This window comes from Chitinophaga sp. 22620 (assembly GCF_052044405.1).
Taxonomy (GTDB): Bacteria; Bacteroidota; Bacteroidia; order Chitinophagales; family Chitinophagaceae; genus Chitinophaga.
Genome location: NZ_JBQEMV010000001.1, coordinates 1548355 through 1564726 on the forward strand (window position 1 = coordinate 1548355; position 16372 = coordinate 1564726).

Here is a 16372-nt window from a genome sequence, read left to right on the forward strand (position 1 = left end):
CTTTCTCATTACGCTAAAAGTTCTTCCATGCCAAATGCGGTCAATGCTTTTGCATATTCAACTTTAACAGCGTCGTTAGCCGTTTTAATAAATTCTCCAGTCGCAGGGTCAACAACCGTCCTTAATGGCCTTTGTCCTTTCGGTAAATTGATCAGGTTTATTACTGCTTCCGCAACATCCTGCGGATCTGGATTTGTAGTTTCGAATATTTGACCAATGGCTGTGAACATTTTATTTGGAACATCAGCGATCGCTTTATAATCGTCAACAACTGATGTGTCAGAACCGACCTGGATCTTTTGGGACATTTCAGTAGGGAAAGCGCCTGGTTGAATAATGACTACATCAACTCCTAATGGTCTTAATTCATAATGCAAACCTTCGCTTAAGCCTTCCAAGGCAAATTTTGAAGCACCGTACACTACTGAAAAAGGAACGGAGAATCTACCCCACCCGCTCGAAACATTGATGATCAAGCCTTCCGCTTGTTTACGCATAAAAGGTAACACCAATTTTATCAATCTCCAGGGGGCGATAACGTTGACATCGAACATTCGCTGCACATCACCGGTAGTAGAACTTTCAGCCACGCCGAACATCGCAGCACCAGCATTGTTTACCAAGACATCGATCGTTCCTTCTTTTGCGATGATCGTGTCAATAGCTTTTTTTACACTTGTTTCATCAGTTAATGACACATCCAGCACAGTTACATTTTCTACTTGTGCCAAGGCTTTTGCCTTATCGGAATTTTTTCCTTCGGTATCTCTTATAGTAGCGTACACTTTATGCCCTAAAGCCGCAACGGACCTGGCGGTAAGCCATCCAAACCCGCTATTCGTTCCTGTAATTAAAACAACTTTTTTGCTCATTTTCTGGTTATTTAAAAATTTCATCTGCTGAATTCCTTACCCGTTCACCTCGTTATTCACAACATCATTTTGAATACTTAATGCTCCGGACGGGCATTTCCCGACCTGATCGATCAGTTCCCGGGTGGTCGTGTTTTCCGGTCTGATCCAGGGTCGCGCTTTGGGATCATAAACCTGGGGTAATGTTCTTACACAAATGCCTGAATGAATACATGCTTTCGGTTTCCAGAGGATCGTAATTTCCCCGGTTGGATATTTTATCGTTTCCATAAGTTGATTCAAAAAATAGTTCTTAGACTTAAAAAATAACGGCATTACAAATAGCCATGAGCTATACGGAATGGCGCGTTGCTTTGCAAGCATAAATGCAAAGTTCGGGAAGCGGGAGAAAGAGAGAGATGATATAAGTCGAAAAATAATGTAGACAAATGTCTACTTTCTAAGGTGAAGAGCGCGATGCCCTCTTATTTTTTAAGAAGCTGACGCCTGACGCGGCTCAGGGTGTCTTTAGTGACGCCAAGGTAGGAAGCAATGATATGCTGCGGGAAACGATGCAGCAGCTCGGGATAACAGGCGATAAAATCTGTATATCGTTTGTCTGCGGTACCACTTATAGATGAGGTCAGCCTCCGCTGATTGGCAATATTATTCCGCTCGTCAAGCTGGCGTACCATTTCACAAAAGGCAGGTACCGTCTTGATGAGCTCAAGGGCATTATCCCTGGTGATCAAAAGCACTTCGGTGTCTTCCCAGGCATCGATATTATACAAACTTGGCGTAACCATGACCCAGCTTTCCCGGTCACCCATCCACCAGCCTTCCACACCCAGCCGCACAATATGTTCAGATCCCTTGTCGTCCACCGAATACATCCGCATGGAGCCTTTTACAATAAAGGCAAAATGTTTGCACAGGTTACCAGCCTGCAGGAGATACTGTCTTTTTCTCAATTTAGACGGAATGAATGCTTGCCTGAGCAGCGCTTTTTCGTCTTCTGAAAGTGGATCAGCACTGAATTTTTTCAGATAGTCAAAAAAAGCTTCGTACATATTAACCTCGCGTATCATTCTTATAATATAATCTAAAATAATCAATTATTGTTTGGACAAAAATACTGATTAAATGCGCATTCTGCCGCTACCGTCTAATTGCGGCACGTCAACCGCATGACTGCCGGTCTCTGAGCCGTCATATATTATCTTATCCCAAACGCCCCGGTAAACGTAGACATTTGTCTACTTTATTTTTCGACTTATATCATCTTTCTCTTTTTGCCGGGTTCCTGAACTTTGCTGTCATATAGAATAATATTCGAGAAATCATCTGCCCCTTAATTTTCAATCTTAATAATTAATATACAAAATTAACAGCATGTCAAAAAATGTAAAAGCAGGCCTTGAAGCCCTGTTGCGTCCAGAGGACAGTATCCTGGTATTGATTGATCATCAGCCTTTCCAGTTCGCCAACCTGAACAGCCATGAACCGACTATGATCATCAACGCTGTGGCGGGAATTTCAAAAGCTGCTAAAATTTTTAATGTACCCACCATCCTGACCACAGTTATAGAAGAACGCGGCGGTTTGATCATCAAACAGATCCAGGAAGTATTTCCTGAACAAAAACCCATCAACCGTACCTTAATTAATACCTGGCAGGACCCTGCTGTTACCGGCGTTGTGGCAAAAAGCGGCCGTAAGCAGCTGATCATTGCAGGTTTGTGGACAGAGGTGTGCGTAGCCATGCCGGCGATCCAGGCAGCAGGTGAAGGTTATGATGTATTTGTGATAACAGATGCCTCAGGGTCAGTATCAAAGGAAGCTCACGATATGGCTGTACGCCGTATGGTACAACATGGTATTACGCCGATCACTTGGGTGGCCGTAGTCTCTGAATGGCAGCGTGATTGGGCTCGCACCGAAACAGCAGGTCAATTGGCCGGTCTTATGGTAGAGCATGCCGGGGGAAGCGGGGTTGCATATGCCTGGGAACTGCAACTGCTGGCTACACCTGTTCCGGCAGAAAAATAAGTAATTCAGCAAAGCAACATCCTGATCGATCCGGGATGTTGCCTTGGTTTGACCAATCGCCACTAATCAGGGGAATAAATTCCATATACCGGAAAGTTTGTCCAGCACCAGCCTTTTCCAGGTGTAACGGGATATAAATTTTTTCTTAACCGCACTACCCGGTAAAAGAAACGGCAAAATGTCCGCAGGTATTCTCCAAAAATCGGAAGGAGGATTTTCTTCAAAGACCAACAGGTAAAGCTTAAGTGTTTCAAGATACCAGTCCTGGTGTTTATTATATTCAGCAATACCCCCAACATTAGGATAATGATGCAACTCCCGGCCTAATATATCAGGACAAAATTCTTTCCAGTATTCCACCGTATACAACAGGTGCATGTGCCATACCTTATCCACCACAACAGATGGAGATGCGCCATTGCGTGAAATGCAGCACAGATAAACAAACCGTTTGTATTCCTGGATGGCCTGCAAGGTAAACCGCCTTGTCCAGCCTTCTGTTACCGCCAGTTTCCTGGAGAAGGGGATGGCGTAATTTTCATTGTCAGGGGAATAAGCTTCGACCCTCATCCACAAGGGATTTTCTTTGTAGTGCAGGTGTTCTTCCGGTAACAAGATAGTGGAAAATGCAGGTTTCATAGCGATCAATTAACAACCACAGGAAACGGATGTTTCATATACGTAAATTTTCCCTGTAAAATAACTGCCCAGCAACTCAACAAGTACATTTACATTGTATTCAAAGGTAGTTTGGGTCAGATTCACTGAAAAGTCTGAAGAAGGCTTTCCTTTGACAGTAACGGCTAACTTCTTATCAATGATTTCTATTTCCGATATCTCATCCCAGCTGAGAGGTGCAGCATGCTGAAAATAATGCATGCCCTCCCGTGTTACGGATAATACCTTAACATTTTCACCTTTGTTGGCATAGAATTCGGCGGCTTTTATTATCACTAACAGAACAATGAGGCCGGGCGTAAGGTATAAGAAGACCTTCAGCACCGGCGGTTCCGGTATGAAATAGGCCGTGATCATCATTACAATACATGTGAATATGAATAGTGAGACAAGGCAGGATGCATTGCCGTAGTCATGGTCTTTTTGGTATATAGTTATGTTGTCCTTCATGAGAATCTTTTCGCCAGTGTCCGGTTCTGATGAAGATAAGGAAAAAATAAAACATTGGCCGTCTCCGTTAGTACGGTTCGTTCATTATCCAGCCTCCCCCCGCTTTAATGTCAGCACAGTGATCTCCGGCCATATGCCTACTCTCCCCTTTAACCCGTGATAACCGAAGCCCCTGTTCACATAAAGATACTTCCCGTCCTGTTCATATAATCCTGCCCACTGTTTGTAGACGTATTTTACAGGGCTCCACTTAAAGCCAAAAAGTTCAATGCCAAACTGCATTCCATGTGTATGCCCGGCCAGTGTAAGATGAACATGCTGATCATGGTCTACTGTCACTTCATCCCAATGGGAAGGGTCGTGAGACATCAATATTTTGAACGCGTTATCCGGTACGCCCGTGGCGGCTCTTTTCAGATCGCCGTATTTATGAAACCCGCCTTTACCCCAGTTCTCCACGCCGATAAGCGCAATGCTCTGCCCTTGTTTGCTGATCGTTACCGATTCGTTCAGCAATAACCTGAAGCCGATCTCCGCATGGATTTCTTTCAGGTGGTTAAGATTGGCATTCTTGGCTGTTTCACTTTCCCATCTGATATAATCTCCATAATCATGATTCCCCAGAACCGAGTATTTGCCGTAAGGCGCTTTGAGCTTTGCGAACAAAGGTATCCAGGGCGTCATTTCCGAGGCCATGTTGTTCACAAGATCGCCTGTGAACAACAGCAGGTCGCTGTTTTGCGCATCCGCCATGTCAAGGCCTTTTTGTACGCCTTTGACGTCGCTGAGGCTACCGGAATGCACATCGGATAACTGTGTGATCGTGAATCCGTCAAATGCTTCGGGCAGGTCCGGGAAGTACAGGATCTCCCTTTTTACTTTATAAAAGTGCCTGCCGCGGGTTAAACCGAACAGGATGATCAGGAAAAATATCCCGGCGAGTACAACCGCTGCTTCACTTACATATACACTTCTGGGAGGGAAGCCCTCAAACATGCGCACTATATCTTCCGCCAGTAAAACCAGTGAAGAAAATACTTTGGGAATGAATATCAGCAGCATGGCTGACATCAATATGGCAATAAAGCGCTGGTCATTACTGCCCATTCTGCGGACAAATACGACGAACAGGATACCTGCGAACAATAAAGTGTCAATCAACCAATAACCTAAATGGATCAGCGGGTTCCCTGTAAGGGTAGCGACCGCCTGGTAGAAATAAATATCGCTCACCACGAAGAGCAATAACATCAGTAAAAGCCGTCTTGCCATATAACGAGTACGTTTAATTTAGATGACGAATAACCGCCGGAAATATTTTAAAATCATACGATTACCTGGTTTATGGTCGAAACACCGGAGTAATCATTTCTTTCAAAGGGCGAAATCGCGTGGCTGGAAACAGTAACGGAAAGGGGATTCAAGACGCTGGAAATTAATAGCTTGCACATTCTGTGCCAAAACAAGGACCTCAAAAATGTCTTTACGCTCTCACAGCAGTATCAACCAATATGAATGATCTGAAATTGATATTGCAGTTATGAAAACAGAGTATTATTTTCAGTCTGCAGTACCGGCCGCCCGATTACCGAACCGGGAGCAACCCCTGGTTTTCAACGCAGGATTTACACGTTATCATGAAAAAATATTCTCTCATTGTCCTTCTTCTTTCTATCGGACTAGCATGCTGTGTTTCCACGGGCGGCCGTAAAATGCCCGGTTCCGGGAAAACGCCTTCCCTGAAGGATGTATTTAAGGGCGACTTTGTGATCGGGGTAGCCCTGAACAGAACGCAGATAGAAGAAAGAGATTCTGCGGCGGCTGTATTTATCCCCCGGCAGTTTAATGCCTTCACGCCGGAAAATGGCATGAAGGCGGCCCTGTTGCACCCGCAATGGGATACCTACAACTTCGCGGAAGCGGATAAGATCATAGCCTACGGCCGGAAACACCGTATGCAGATCAACGGGCACACGCTGATATGGCATAGCCAGCTGCCTTCATTTGTGCTGCGGATAAAGGATAAGGATTCGCTGCGCCGGTTTTTTGCTGAGCATATCAGCACCATCGCTTCCCGGTACGACGGACAGGTTTATTCCTGGGATGTGGTAAACGAAGCCCTGAACGAAGACGGAACCCTGCGCAGGTCTGTTTTCCGCGAGAAGCTGGGTGAGGACTATGTGGTGGAAGCGTTCAGGCTGGCACAGCTGGCAGCCCCCAACACCAGGCTTTATTACAATGATTATAACATCGAACGACCCTGGAAAAGGGCCGGCGCTCTCGCATTGATTAAAAAGATACAGGCCGCGGGCGTGCGTATAGACGGGGTGGGCATACAGGGGCACTGGCATATCAACAACCTGCCCCTGGAGGATATTGAGCAAAGCATCCTTGAATTTTCATCTTTAGGTGTTAAAGTGATGTTCACGGAGCTGGATATAAGCGTGTTGCCTGATCCTGCTCATGCCAACGGGGCGGATATAAGCCGGAATCTCGCATTCAATGCAGCTCTGAACCCCTATACGAACGGATTGCCGGATTCCCTTCAGAGCAGGCTTGCAGGCAGCTATGAAGAATTGTTCCGCCTGTTCCTGAAGCATAAAGACAAGATCGGCCGTATCACTTTCTGGGGCGTTAATGACAGGTATTCGTGGTTAAATAACTGGCCCGTGCGCGGCAGAACCAACTACCCGATGCTGTTCGACCGGCAGTTCGATCCGAAGCCTGCTTTTTACAAGGTGATCGCAGTTAAAGCCGGGAATGCGGTAAGGAAACAATAATAGCTTAACGAAACGGCATGGACCAATTTTTATTTGAACGGGGTTCCGGGGAATTAAGTTTGTTTCCTCATATCGTGGAAATTGGTTTAAGGAAAAATACATCCATCCGGTTGAATTCCTTCCCGAAATCCGAGGCAAGGCATATGTGTGTGTATTATGTCATCGACGGGAAGTTCGAATGGAATGTGGGCGGCCGGAATACGGTGATATTTCCTACAGATGCGGTGTATGTGCTTCCCGGTGAAGAGATCGGCGGTGCAAACGGGTTTCTGGATATAGGTACATTCGCATGGATACAAATAGAGGTTGGAAAGAAGGATCATGGCAGGATAGTGCCCGGGAACTGGAGCTCCCTGACGGACGGCGAAGTGCAGGCAATAGGAACGATCCTGTCAATAAACAAGGCAGGGCACCTGCCTGTTATAACAGAAATTGGGCGTATATTTCAAAGCCTGCGGCTGGAGTTCTTCAACCAGGAAATGGGCTATTACACAAGGGTAAATCACCTCCTGGATGAGCTGCTGATTGTGCTGACCCGGCAGCTGACACGGCAAAACAGCCAGGGCCGTGATTTTCCGAAGAAATTTTTACAGCTGGAGCAACTATTAAGGAAAGATCTTTCACATCAATGGACGGTAGAGGAAATGGCGGCCAGCGTAGGGATGGGTACCACCCTTTTTAATGAGAGAGTAAAGAGTTACTCCGGCTTCTCACCGCTTGCATACCTGATCAATATCAGGATATCGGAAGCGATAAAGCTGCTGAGAAACCCTGATCTGAGCATTACAGATATTGCATTGGATACCGGTTTCTATTCTTCGCAACATTTTTCGACCACTTTCAGGAAGCTCACGGGGTATACGCCGAGGGAGTTCCGCAAAAAGAATACATCGGACGAGTAAAAAAAATATTATGGACTGCATCATCAGCATAGAGTTGGGCACTAACGCAGTGAGAGTATACGCATTTGACGTTTCAGGGAAAATAATCGGGTCCAGCAAAGGAGCATATCCCACTTTCCATCCTTATCCGGATTATAGCGAGCAGGACCCTGAGCAGATATTCATCACGATGTTATATGTGCTGAAGAATTTTTTGAGTGAAAAGGTATACCCCTATAAATACCGGGTAGTGTCGGTTTGCTTCAGCGCTTCCATGCATAGCCTGCTTGTTACGGATAAAAAGGGAATTCCCCTGAGCAATGTCATTACCTGGGCGGATAACCGGAGCAAAGAAGAAGCCCGTCAGCTGCGCGGCTCGGAGGTTGCCGGTGCTGTTTACGAAACGACGGGCACTCCCATCCATCCGATGTCGCCGCTGGTAAAGATCGCCTGGTTCAGGAATAATGAGCCGGAGATATTTAAAAAAGCCGCTAAATTCCTTTCTATCAAAAGCTATATTATTCATCAGCTGACCGGCGAGCTTATCACCGATCTGAGCCTTGCTTCCGCAACCGGCCTGCTGAATATTCATTCCCGGCAATGGGAACCGGTGGCGCTGGACTATGCGGGAATCTCCCAGGAGCAGCTTCCCGGGCTGGTGCCTATTTTCTATTCGGAATGTAAGCTGAAGAGCCAGTATCAGATATCTCTCGGCCTCGGGGCGGATACTAAAATTATTGCAGGCTCCAGCGATGGATGCTTTGCAACGCTCGGAGCCGGGGTAATGAACGGGAATATGGCTACCATCACTATCGAAGACAGCAGCGCCATGCGTGTGATCGGAACCCAGGTGTTGAAAGACGACTCCGGGCGGCTGTTCAATTATATCCTGGACGATCAGTATTATGTATCAGGCGGCCCTTCCAATAACGGCGGCATCGCTTTCGAGTGGTTCGCCAGCCAGTTCGGTGAATTGGAGAACGGGTATGATACGGAATCGTCTGTAAGAAACCTGTTCCTGCAGGCCGAAAGGGTCACAGCCGGCGCCGAAGGCCTGATCTTCCTTCCATATCTGCTTGGCGAACGTGCGCCCATCTGGAATGCGAACGCCCGTGGGGTCTATTTTGGCGTAAATATCAACCACGAACGCAAACACTTTATCCGGGCTACCGCGGAAGGCATCTTATATGAAATGTACAGCATCGCCCGGATGCTGATGGAACACCGTACTATAAAAATGGTGTCTGTAAATGGCAGTTTCGGAACAATTCCCCTGGTCACACAAATGCTTGCGGACGTGTTTAACAAACCGATGAGCGTTTCACCCAATGCAAGTGCGGTGAGCACAGGAGCCTTTTTACTGAGTGCCACGAAGCTGGGCATTTATAAAAACCTTGAAGAGGCTGCATTGTCTGTACATCTTCCCGACCCTTTTGTGCCCGACAGTAATAACCACGATCTATACCGGAAATATTTTCCCTTATTCGAACACCTGACGTCTACACTCGGCGGCGCATTCGATATCCTTTCGAATATCTGAGGCTTTTTACAAAAACGAACACCGTTGATATTTGTACTTTTTATCGGACGGAATTCCATTTCTTTACAATATTAAAGGAACTCAGCCATGCGGCGTCAGAGCGCATATGGCATTTCCGGCATGACAGGTACCAATATCTGATTCGTTGACCGTTTAACAGGCGAATGCCGTTAAACGGATGTTTTGTCGCCCGTTAATTAAGTGTCATGCTGACATTATATGTCATTGGAGAAGCCTGAAGCTGCATTGTAAACCACGTTATTGCCATGAAGAAACTACAACAGTGAACCTTGATCCACCGGGATTTTCCTGTGGAATAGCGCGATAGTATGGATGCCTTCTTATGAAATTCAATGCATGTAAAACGTGCATTGCAGCCCCCGTATTCCATAAACTGATATAAACCACGATTATGAAATTTTCAGGTACGCATAATTTGCAAAAAGCGTCAACCTTCTTCACGTCCCCGTTGGCGAGAATGATGCTTACTTTTCTGTTTATCCTGTTTACGGTCTCATTTGCCCGGGCTCAAAACATAACGGTCAGCGGGCGTATTACCGGCGACGACGGAAAGGGGATACCCGGCGTCAGCGTACAGGTAAAAGGGACCACGACGGGTGTGCTCACGAACAATGAAGGATTCTTCCGGCTTGCTGCTCCCGCCACGGGCACGCTGCAGGTTTCTTCTGTGGGATTTGTATCCCGGGAAATACCCATTAACCGGCAAACCACTGTTAATGTCACCTTGCAGTATTCAGTCAGCGACCTGGAGCAGGTGGTGGTGATAGGATACGGCACGGCAAAAAAGAAGGATGTGACGGGGGCAACGGTTTCTGTTAAAGGAGAAACGCTGAGGGAAATAGGGGCGCCGAATGTATATAATCAATTGCAGGGGAGAGCTGCCGGAATTGATATTGTAAACAATGGCTCCAGCATAGGCACCGGCGGGGAGATCAGGATCAGGGGCAACCGTTCCCTTGCATCGGGCTCATCTGCCAATAACGCCCAGAACGGCCCGTTGCTGGTAGTGGATGGCATACCGCTTTCAGGCGGCAGCATCAACGATATCAATCCCAATGATATCGCAAATATCGATGTGCTGAAAGATGCATCTGCTACCGCGATATACGGCTCGCGCGGGGCGGGCGGCGTTATCATCATTACCACAAAAAGGGGCAGGCTGGGTAAGCCCGTTACGAGCTACGACGGGTATATAGGAATGTCGCAGGCAATGGATACCTACGACCTTTTTAACGGGCAGGAATATGCCGCATTCAAGGACGCTGCCAAACAGGGACAACCGAATCCCGGCAACCCTCATCCCAATGCGCTTACACCGGTTGAACAGGAAAACCTGGCCAATGGCGTCAGTACAGACTGGCAGAAGCTTTTATTGAGAACAGCGATGCGGACCGACCATAACCTGAGTGTTTCCGGCGGTAATGAAGCAACTTTGTACAGCTTTGGATTCGGCGTTTTCCGTGAAACGGGCATCATACCGGACCAGCGCTTCGACCGCGCTTCCATTCATATCGCCCTCGACCACAAAGTAAGCGAACGTATAAAGGTCGGGCTCACCACCACGAATATAATGAGCTGGGCCAACCGGGTGAATACAAACGCCTTCGGCTCGGCCACCAGGCTAAGCCCGCTGTATCTTCCCTATAATGAAGACGGCAGCATCAACTTCCAGCCCGCCAGCCAGCAATCCAATGACGCCAACCAGATCAGCCCGCTTACTTCCATCGGCAATGATGATAAGATCAAAGCACGTACCCGCAGGTTCAGAACGTTAACGAACGTGTATGGCGAGATTGAGATCACGAAGGGGCTGAAATTAAGGACCAGCCTGGCGCTTGACTGGATACAAACGATGAACAATAACTATACCGGCCCGGGAACCGTTTTTAACACCAATCTTACCACGGCAGGCGCCACGCTCAGCCAGTCCAACGATGAAACATGGAGCTATACTATAAACAACTCGCTTACTTATGAGAAGACATTCGCGGAAAAACATAAGGTACAGGCGACCGCTTTGCATGAAGTGGTGAAAAATTTCAACCAGAGCCAGCAGTTCAACGGGCAGGGGGTACCGGCGGACTATATCCAGGATTACAATTTCCAGTTGGCGAATTCGTTGACGGCCAATCCGTCAGGCTACAGCGAGCGGGGGCTGCTATCTTATATGGGACGCGTGTTTTATGCTTATGACGACCGGTATATGCTGACGGCGACCATCAGGACAGACGGCGCTTCCGTGCTGGCTCCCGGCAACCAGTGGTTTACCTACCCGGCGCTCTCCGCAGGATGGAACCTGAGCGAAGAAAAATTTATGCGTAATATCAAATGGGTAGACAACCTGAAGCTGAGGATCGGCTGGGGGGTAAGCTCCAACCAGACCATTGCGCCCTATACAACTATCGGAAGCCTTTCTTCCAATTTCTATAACTATGGTTCCGGCACCTCTCCCAATGTGAATTATATGTCTGGCTACCTGATCAACACTTTACCAAATCCCGGGCTTACCTGGGAATCTACGAGGGGGTATAACATCGGGGTAGACTTTGGATTCTTTGGTAACCGTTTGAGCGGAGCCATTGAGTATTATAATGTCAATACCAGGGACATCCTGCTTAGCAAGGAGCTGCCGCGAAGCAGGGGAGCTAACTCCGTACTCGTCAACCAGGGCAAAACCGCCGGTCATGGCATCGAAGTAACGCTCAGCAGCCTGAACATAAAAAGCCCCGGCGGATTTGCCTGGAACACGGACCTGAATTTTTCCATGGCCAGGGAAAAGATCGTTGCCCTCCAGCCCGGGCTGACGCAAGACATCGGCAACGGCTGGTATGTAGGGCAGCCGCTGACGGTAATTTATGATGTGAAAAAGACCGGTATATGGCAGCTGGGTGAAAAGGGAGAAGCCAACAGGTACGGGGCCGAACCGGGAGATATCAAAATAGAGGATGTTGACGGCAACGGAACCATAGGCGCTGAAGACCGCCAGGTGATCGGCAATTTCCAGCCGGACTTTGTATTTGGGTTCAACAACCGTTTTGCCTATAAGAATTTTGATCTGAATATCGTGACGTTCGGACGTATCGGGCAAACGGTGGTGGTAACCTACCTGACCGCCGACGGCGGCGCGGCCGGTCATCCTTTCTTTATGAACAGCCGCGTGAATCAATATAAAGTGGATTACTGGACACCGGATAATCCCACGAATGAATTCCCGCAGCCTGATGCAAGCCGGGATGCTTTGCAGTATACATCCACCTTGTCGTACCGCGACGGTTCTTTTATCAAGATAAGGTCCATTAACCTGGGATATAACTTTCCTTCGAAGATCACGAACAGGATAGGCATCAGCTCGCTGCGGGTATACCTGTCCGCCCAGAACCCGTTCATTCTTTGGGCGCCTCTTGTGCGAGACGGGCTTGGCATTGACCCGGAAGGAAACGGCAACGGCAATGCCGTTGGATCTACGGCAGGAGGAACGCCTGTTGTGGCCAGGGCCATTACCGTGGGAATGGGCGTGCCTCCCACCCGCCAGTATATGTTCGGCGTTAACGTTAAATTTTAATCCTCAAACTTTACCCGATATGAAACTACATATAAAGATGGTACAGCTGCTGGCAGTTGTATTACTGACAGCCGGAGCGGGTTGCATGAAAGTGCTGGAAGAGCAGCCCCGCGCAACGATTGATCCTGAATATTTCAAAACGGCAGAGGGGTTAGAGGGAGGAATTGCCGGCATATACTCGTCCTTCCGCGGTCACTGGGGCACACAGATCTTTACGCAGCTTTTCAATGGCGGTACAGACGAGATGATCAGGGGCGGCGCGGCCGATGTGCAGCATAATTTCACCTACTCATCCCTGATGAAAAGCAACACCAATGACTACGCCGGCTTTTGGAATTCCATGTACATCAACATCAACACAGCAAACGGCATTCTTCAATTTGGCCCCGGCGCCCAAATGGATGAGGGTAAAAAAGCGCAACTGCTGGCCCAGGCCAAATTTCTCCGGGCGTTTTGTTATTTCTACCTGGTAACAACCTATGGCGACGTTCCTTTGCATCTTACTTTCAGTACCGCCGTTGAGGCTTCAGACGCCCGGGCGCCGATCGCCGAAGTATACGATGCGATCATAAAGGACCTCCAGGATGTTGCTGCTGTGCTGCCCGACCAGCCTGCAGCCGGGTTAGGCAAACCTGCGTATAAGGCCACGGCCCTTTACCTGCTGGCAAAGACCTATTTGTGGCGTGGATGGTCTGCCGCGGCCACCGCAAGCGACTTCACCAACGCCTTTAATACAGCCAAAAACATTATTGACAATAAAGGTACTTACGGCCTCGGCCTTTGGCCCATTTTTGCCCAGGGTTTCCTGGAAGGCAATGAATATGGAATCGAGACCATCATGGTTGTAGACCACACGAAAGACCTGAAGTTCGGGGAAAATTCCCAAACCGGTACAGGCGCTTCCAACCTGAAGGAAAACAAATCCAACTTCTTTTTCCGTCCGAATTATCCTACCGTAAACGCCAATTATCCCGCCGCAGGGGGGGCTTATGTTTGTGTGAGGGATGTTCAGAATGGCCGCCCCTGGCAAAGAGTAAGACCGAATATGCGGTACCTGCTGGATGTGGCTTTTGCCAACAGGGCTACTGATTCCCGGTACGACGGCACCTTCCAGACGATCTGGCTGTCCAACAGCGTGCCCGGTTCTGTAAAGGGCACCACGGGCGCGGCTACGCCGAGGGGCACCCTTATCAATGGAGTGGATACGGCTATCAGGATGGCGGACAGGGTGGTGACGCCGGCCGAAAGGGCTGCTTTCAAGGGAATTATCTTTGAGCCGGAACACCTCGCCGGCGCCACCGTGCCTTATACCAGCCTGCTTTATCCCTCTTTGCGTAAATGGGACGATTCCACAAGAGCCGATATGAACGATTATTCCGACAGGCCGTATATCCTGTTCCGGTTTTCGGAAGTGTACCTGATAGCCGCCGAAGCGGCGCTGAAAGGAGGCGGAACGCTGCAACAGGCCGCCGATATGTTGAATGCACTAAGAATAAGGGCCGCGATGAAACCCGGGCAAACGCCCGGTGAATATGCCGCCGCAGTGGCCGCACAGACCATTACGCCCGCGCAGGTGACGCTGGACTTTATTCTCGACGAGCGTACCAGGGAACTATATGGCGAATCCTGCAGGTGGTACGATCTCTCCCGTACGAAGACGCTTGTGGACAGGGTTAAGAAGTACAACACGGAGGCTGCCGCCGGCGTCGCGCCGGGGCATATGCTGAGGCCCATTCCCCAGCAACAGATAGACCTGGTGACCGAAGGTCCCGCATTTCCACAGAATCCCTGGTATGGCAACTGATCAGAAATAAATTATCTTATGGTGGAGAATGGAAAAACGAGAAGTTTTGACTGGTTTGGGAAAAATGATAAGATGGGGTTTGTTCACCGGTCATGGTTGCGAAACCAGGGTTACCCGGATGATTACTTCAGGGGGAAACCTGTGATCGGTATTTGCAACACCTGGAGCGAGCTGACGCCCTGTAACGGGCACCTGCGTGATTTCGCGGAGATTGTCAAGCGCGGGGTGATCGAAGCGGGAGGTTTTCCCCTTGAATTCCCGGTAACATCGCTGGGTGAAACGATCATGCGCCCGACTACCATGCTTTTCCGGAACCTGGCCAGCATGGACACGGAAGAAAGCATACGGGCAAATCCCCTGGACGGTGTTGTGCTGTTGACGGGCTGCGACAAAACCACGCCTTCAACCATAATGGGAGCATGCAGCGTAGACCTTCCTACCCTGGTAGTTCCCGGTGGCCCGATGCTCAACGGGCGGTTCAGGGGCGAATGCATCGGAAGCGGCTCCTTCAACTGGATGGTAAAGGAGAAAATACTGTCTGAAAATTATACCGAAGCTGATATATTAGAGGCTGAGATAGGCGCAGCCCGCAGCCAGGGGCATTGTATGACGATGGGCACGGCCTCAACGATGGCCTGCATGGCGGAAGCGCTGGGGCTGACGCTTCCCGGCGCCGCAGCTATACCCGCCGTTGACTCCCGCAAGAAAGTACTTGCACAGCTTTCCGGGAGGCGGATCGTAGAGATGGTCAGAGAGGATCTCAAATTATCGGCGATCCTCACCAGGGAAGCCTTTGAAAATGCCATCGTTGTGAACTCCGCTATCGGCGGCTCTACCAACTTCGTCATTCATCTGATAGCGATCGCCGGGCGTATTGGCATCAACCTTACGCTGGACGATTTTGACCGGATCGGCAGCAACATACCGATGTTGGTCAATCTTAAACCATCCGGCGACTATTTAATGGAGGATTTTTATTATGCGGGCGGACTGCCTGTAGTGATCCGGGAATTGAAGCAGTTTCTCCACAACGATGCAATTACGGTTAACGGGAAAAAGATCGGCGAGAACAATAGCCAGTCCGTTTGTTACAACCAGGATGTTATCAGTGCGGTTGATAAGCCGTTTAAAGAAAATGCGGGAATCGCCGTGCTGAGAGGGAACCTGTGTGTGGACGGAGCAATTATAAAGCCTTCAGCGGCAACGGAGCCCCTGATGAAACACCGCGGGCGGGCGGTAGTGTTCGAAACGATCGAAGACTATCATGCCCGCATTGATGACGAACAATTGGATATCGATGAACGTAGTATAATTGTGCTGAAAGGAGCCGGTCCTGTCGGCTATCCCGGCATGCCGGAGGTGGGGAATGTAGACCTGCCGGAAAAGCTTTTGAAAAAAGGAGTAAGAGATATGATCCGGATATCGGATGGCAGGATGAGCGGCACGGCGGGAGGAACGGTGATCCTGCATGTATCGCCGGAATCGTCGGTGGGCGGGCTGCTTGCATTGGTGCAAGACGGGGATATGATCGAGCTGGACGTTGGAAACCGCAGGCTGCACCTGGATATATCAGCTGAAGAAGAGGCCAGGCGGCGCGCTCTCTGGAAAGCGCCCGAACCAATGGCGGACAGGGGTTATGTAAAATTTTACATCGATTATGTACAGCAGGCGCATCTGGGTGCTGACCTTAGCATTCTCCGTGGAGGATCCGGCAGCAAGGTCACCAGGGATCTGCACTGATGCCATGGAAAATTTT

At 49.0% G+C, this 16372-nt stretch carries 13 protein-coding genes; 7 read left to right on the forward strand and 6 right to left on the reverse strand.

The genetic code is table 11. From position 1 onward, the window contains the following. Positions 1–8: 8 nt before the first annotated feature. From ACTJIK_RS06565 to ACTJIK_RS06575, 3 genes are all read right to left on the reverse strand, one after another. Positions 9–872, reverse strand: coding sequence for an SDR family oxidoreductase (locus ACTJIK_RS06565; protein WP_440645557.1), 864 nt, complete (start codon positions 870–872; stop codon positions 9–11). Positions 873–908: 36 nt separating this feature from the next. After that, complete coding sequence (locus ACTJIK_RS06570) at positions 909–1235, reverse strand: (4Fe-4S)-binding protein (protein WP_440645558.1); 327 nt, start codon at positions 1233–1235, stop codon at positions 909–911. Between the two features lie 101 nt (positions 1236–1336). Next, positions 1337–1939 carry a Crp/Fnr family transcriptional regulator gene (locus ACTJIK_RS06575; RefSeq protein WP_440645559.1) on the reverse strand — a complete coding sequence of 201 codons (603 nt, stop codon included), beginning with the start codon at positions 1937–1939 and terminating at the stop codon, positions 1337–1339. A gap of 304 nt (positions 1940–2243) precedes the next feature. Between ACTJIK_RS06575 and ACTJIK_RS06580 the strand changes: the two genes are divergently transcribed. Further along, positions 2244–2900 carry a hydrolase gene (locus ACTJIK_RS06580; protein WP_440645560.1) on the forward strand — a complete coding sequence of 219 codons (657 nt, stop codon included), beginning with the start codon at positions 2244–2246 and terminating at the stop codon, positions 2898–2900. 66 nt (positions 2901–2966) lie between these two features. On the opposite strand, the gene ACTJIK_RS06585 is transcribed toward ACTJIK_RS06580, so the two are convergent. From ACTJIK_RS06585 to ACTJIK_RS06595, 3 genes are all read right to left on the reverse strand, one after another. Then, positions 2967–3539, reverse strand: a complete 573-nt coding sequence (locus ACTJIK_RS06585; protein ID WP_440645561.1) for a glycine-rich domain-containing protein — start codon at positions 3537–3539, stop codon at positions 2967–2969. Between the two features lie 9 nt (positions 3540–3548). Further along, on the reverse strand, positions 3549–4028 hold the full coding sequence (locus ACTJIK_RS06590) for a hypothetical protein (RefSeq protein ID WP_440645562.1): 480 nt from the start codon (positions 4026–4028) through the stop codon (positions 3549–3551). 84 nt (positions 4029–4112) lie between these two features. Continuing rightward, entirely contained in the window at positions 4113–5300 is a 1188-nt protein-coding gene (locus ACTJIK_RS06595; protein WP_440645563.1) for a metallophosphoesterase, read from the reverse strand. A gap of 365 nt (positions 5301–5665) precedes the next feature. Between ACTJIK_RS06595 and ACTJIK_RS06600 the strand changes: the two genes are divergently transcribed. The 6 genes from ACTJIK_RS06600 to ACTJIK_RS06625 all read left to right on the forward strand — a co-directional run bounded on the left by ACTJIK_RS06600 (position 5666) and on the right by ACTJIK_RS06625 (position 16356). Next, positions 5666–6808, forward strand: a complete 1143-nt coding sequence (locus ACTJIK_RS06600) for an endo-1,4-beta-xylanase (RefSeq protein ID WP_440645564.1) — start codon at positions 5666–5668, stop codon at positions 6806–6808. Between the two features lie 143 nt (positions 6809–6951). Further along, positions 6952–7710 carry a helix-turn-helix domain-containing protein gene (locus ACTJIK_RS06605; RefSeq protein ID WP_440645565.1) on the forward strand — a complete coding sequence of 253 codons (759 nt, stop codon included), beginning with the start codon at positions 6952–6954 and terminating at the stop codon, positions 7708–7710. Positions 7711–7720: 10 nt separating this feature from the next. Beyond that, positions 7721–9229, forward strand: coding sequence for a gluconokinase (locus ACTJIK_RS06610; protein WP_440645566.1), 1509 nt, complete (start codon positions 7721–7723; stop codon positions 9227–9229). A gap of 412 nt (positions 9230–9641) precedes the next feature. Beyond that, positions 9642–12812, forward strand: a complete 3171-nt coding sequence (locus tag ACTJIK_RS06615) for a SusC/RagA family TonB-linked outer membrane protein (RefSeq protein WP_440645567.1) — start codon at positions 9642–9644, stop codon at positions 12810–12812. A gap of 19 nt (positions 12813–12831) precedes the next feature. After that, the gene (locus ACTJIK_RS06620; protein ID WP_440645568.1) at positions 12832–14616 is read left to right on the forward strand and encodes a RagB/SusD family nutrient uptake outer membrane protein; all 1785 of its coding nucleotides are present in this window, start codon (positions 12832–12834) and stop codon (positions 14614–14616) included. 18 nt (positions 14617–14634) lie between these two features. Beyond that, entirely contained in the window at positions 14635–16356 is a 1722-nt protein-coding gene (locus ACTJIK_RS06625) for an IlvD/Edd family dehydratase (RefSeq protein ID WP_440645569.1), read from the forward strand. Positions 16357–16372: the final 16 nt, after the last annotated feature.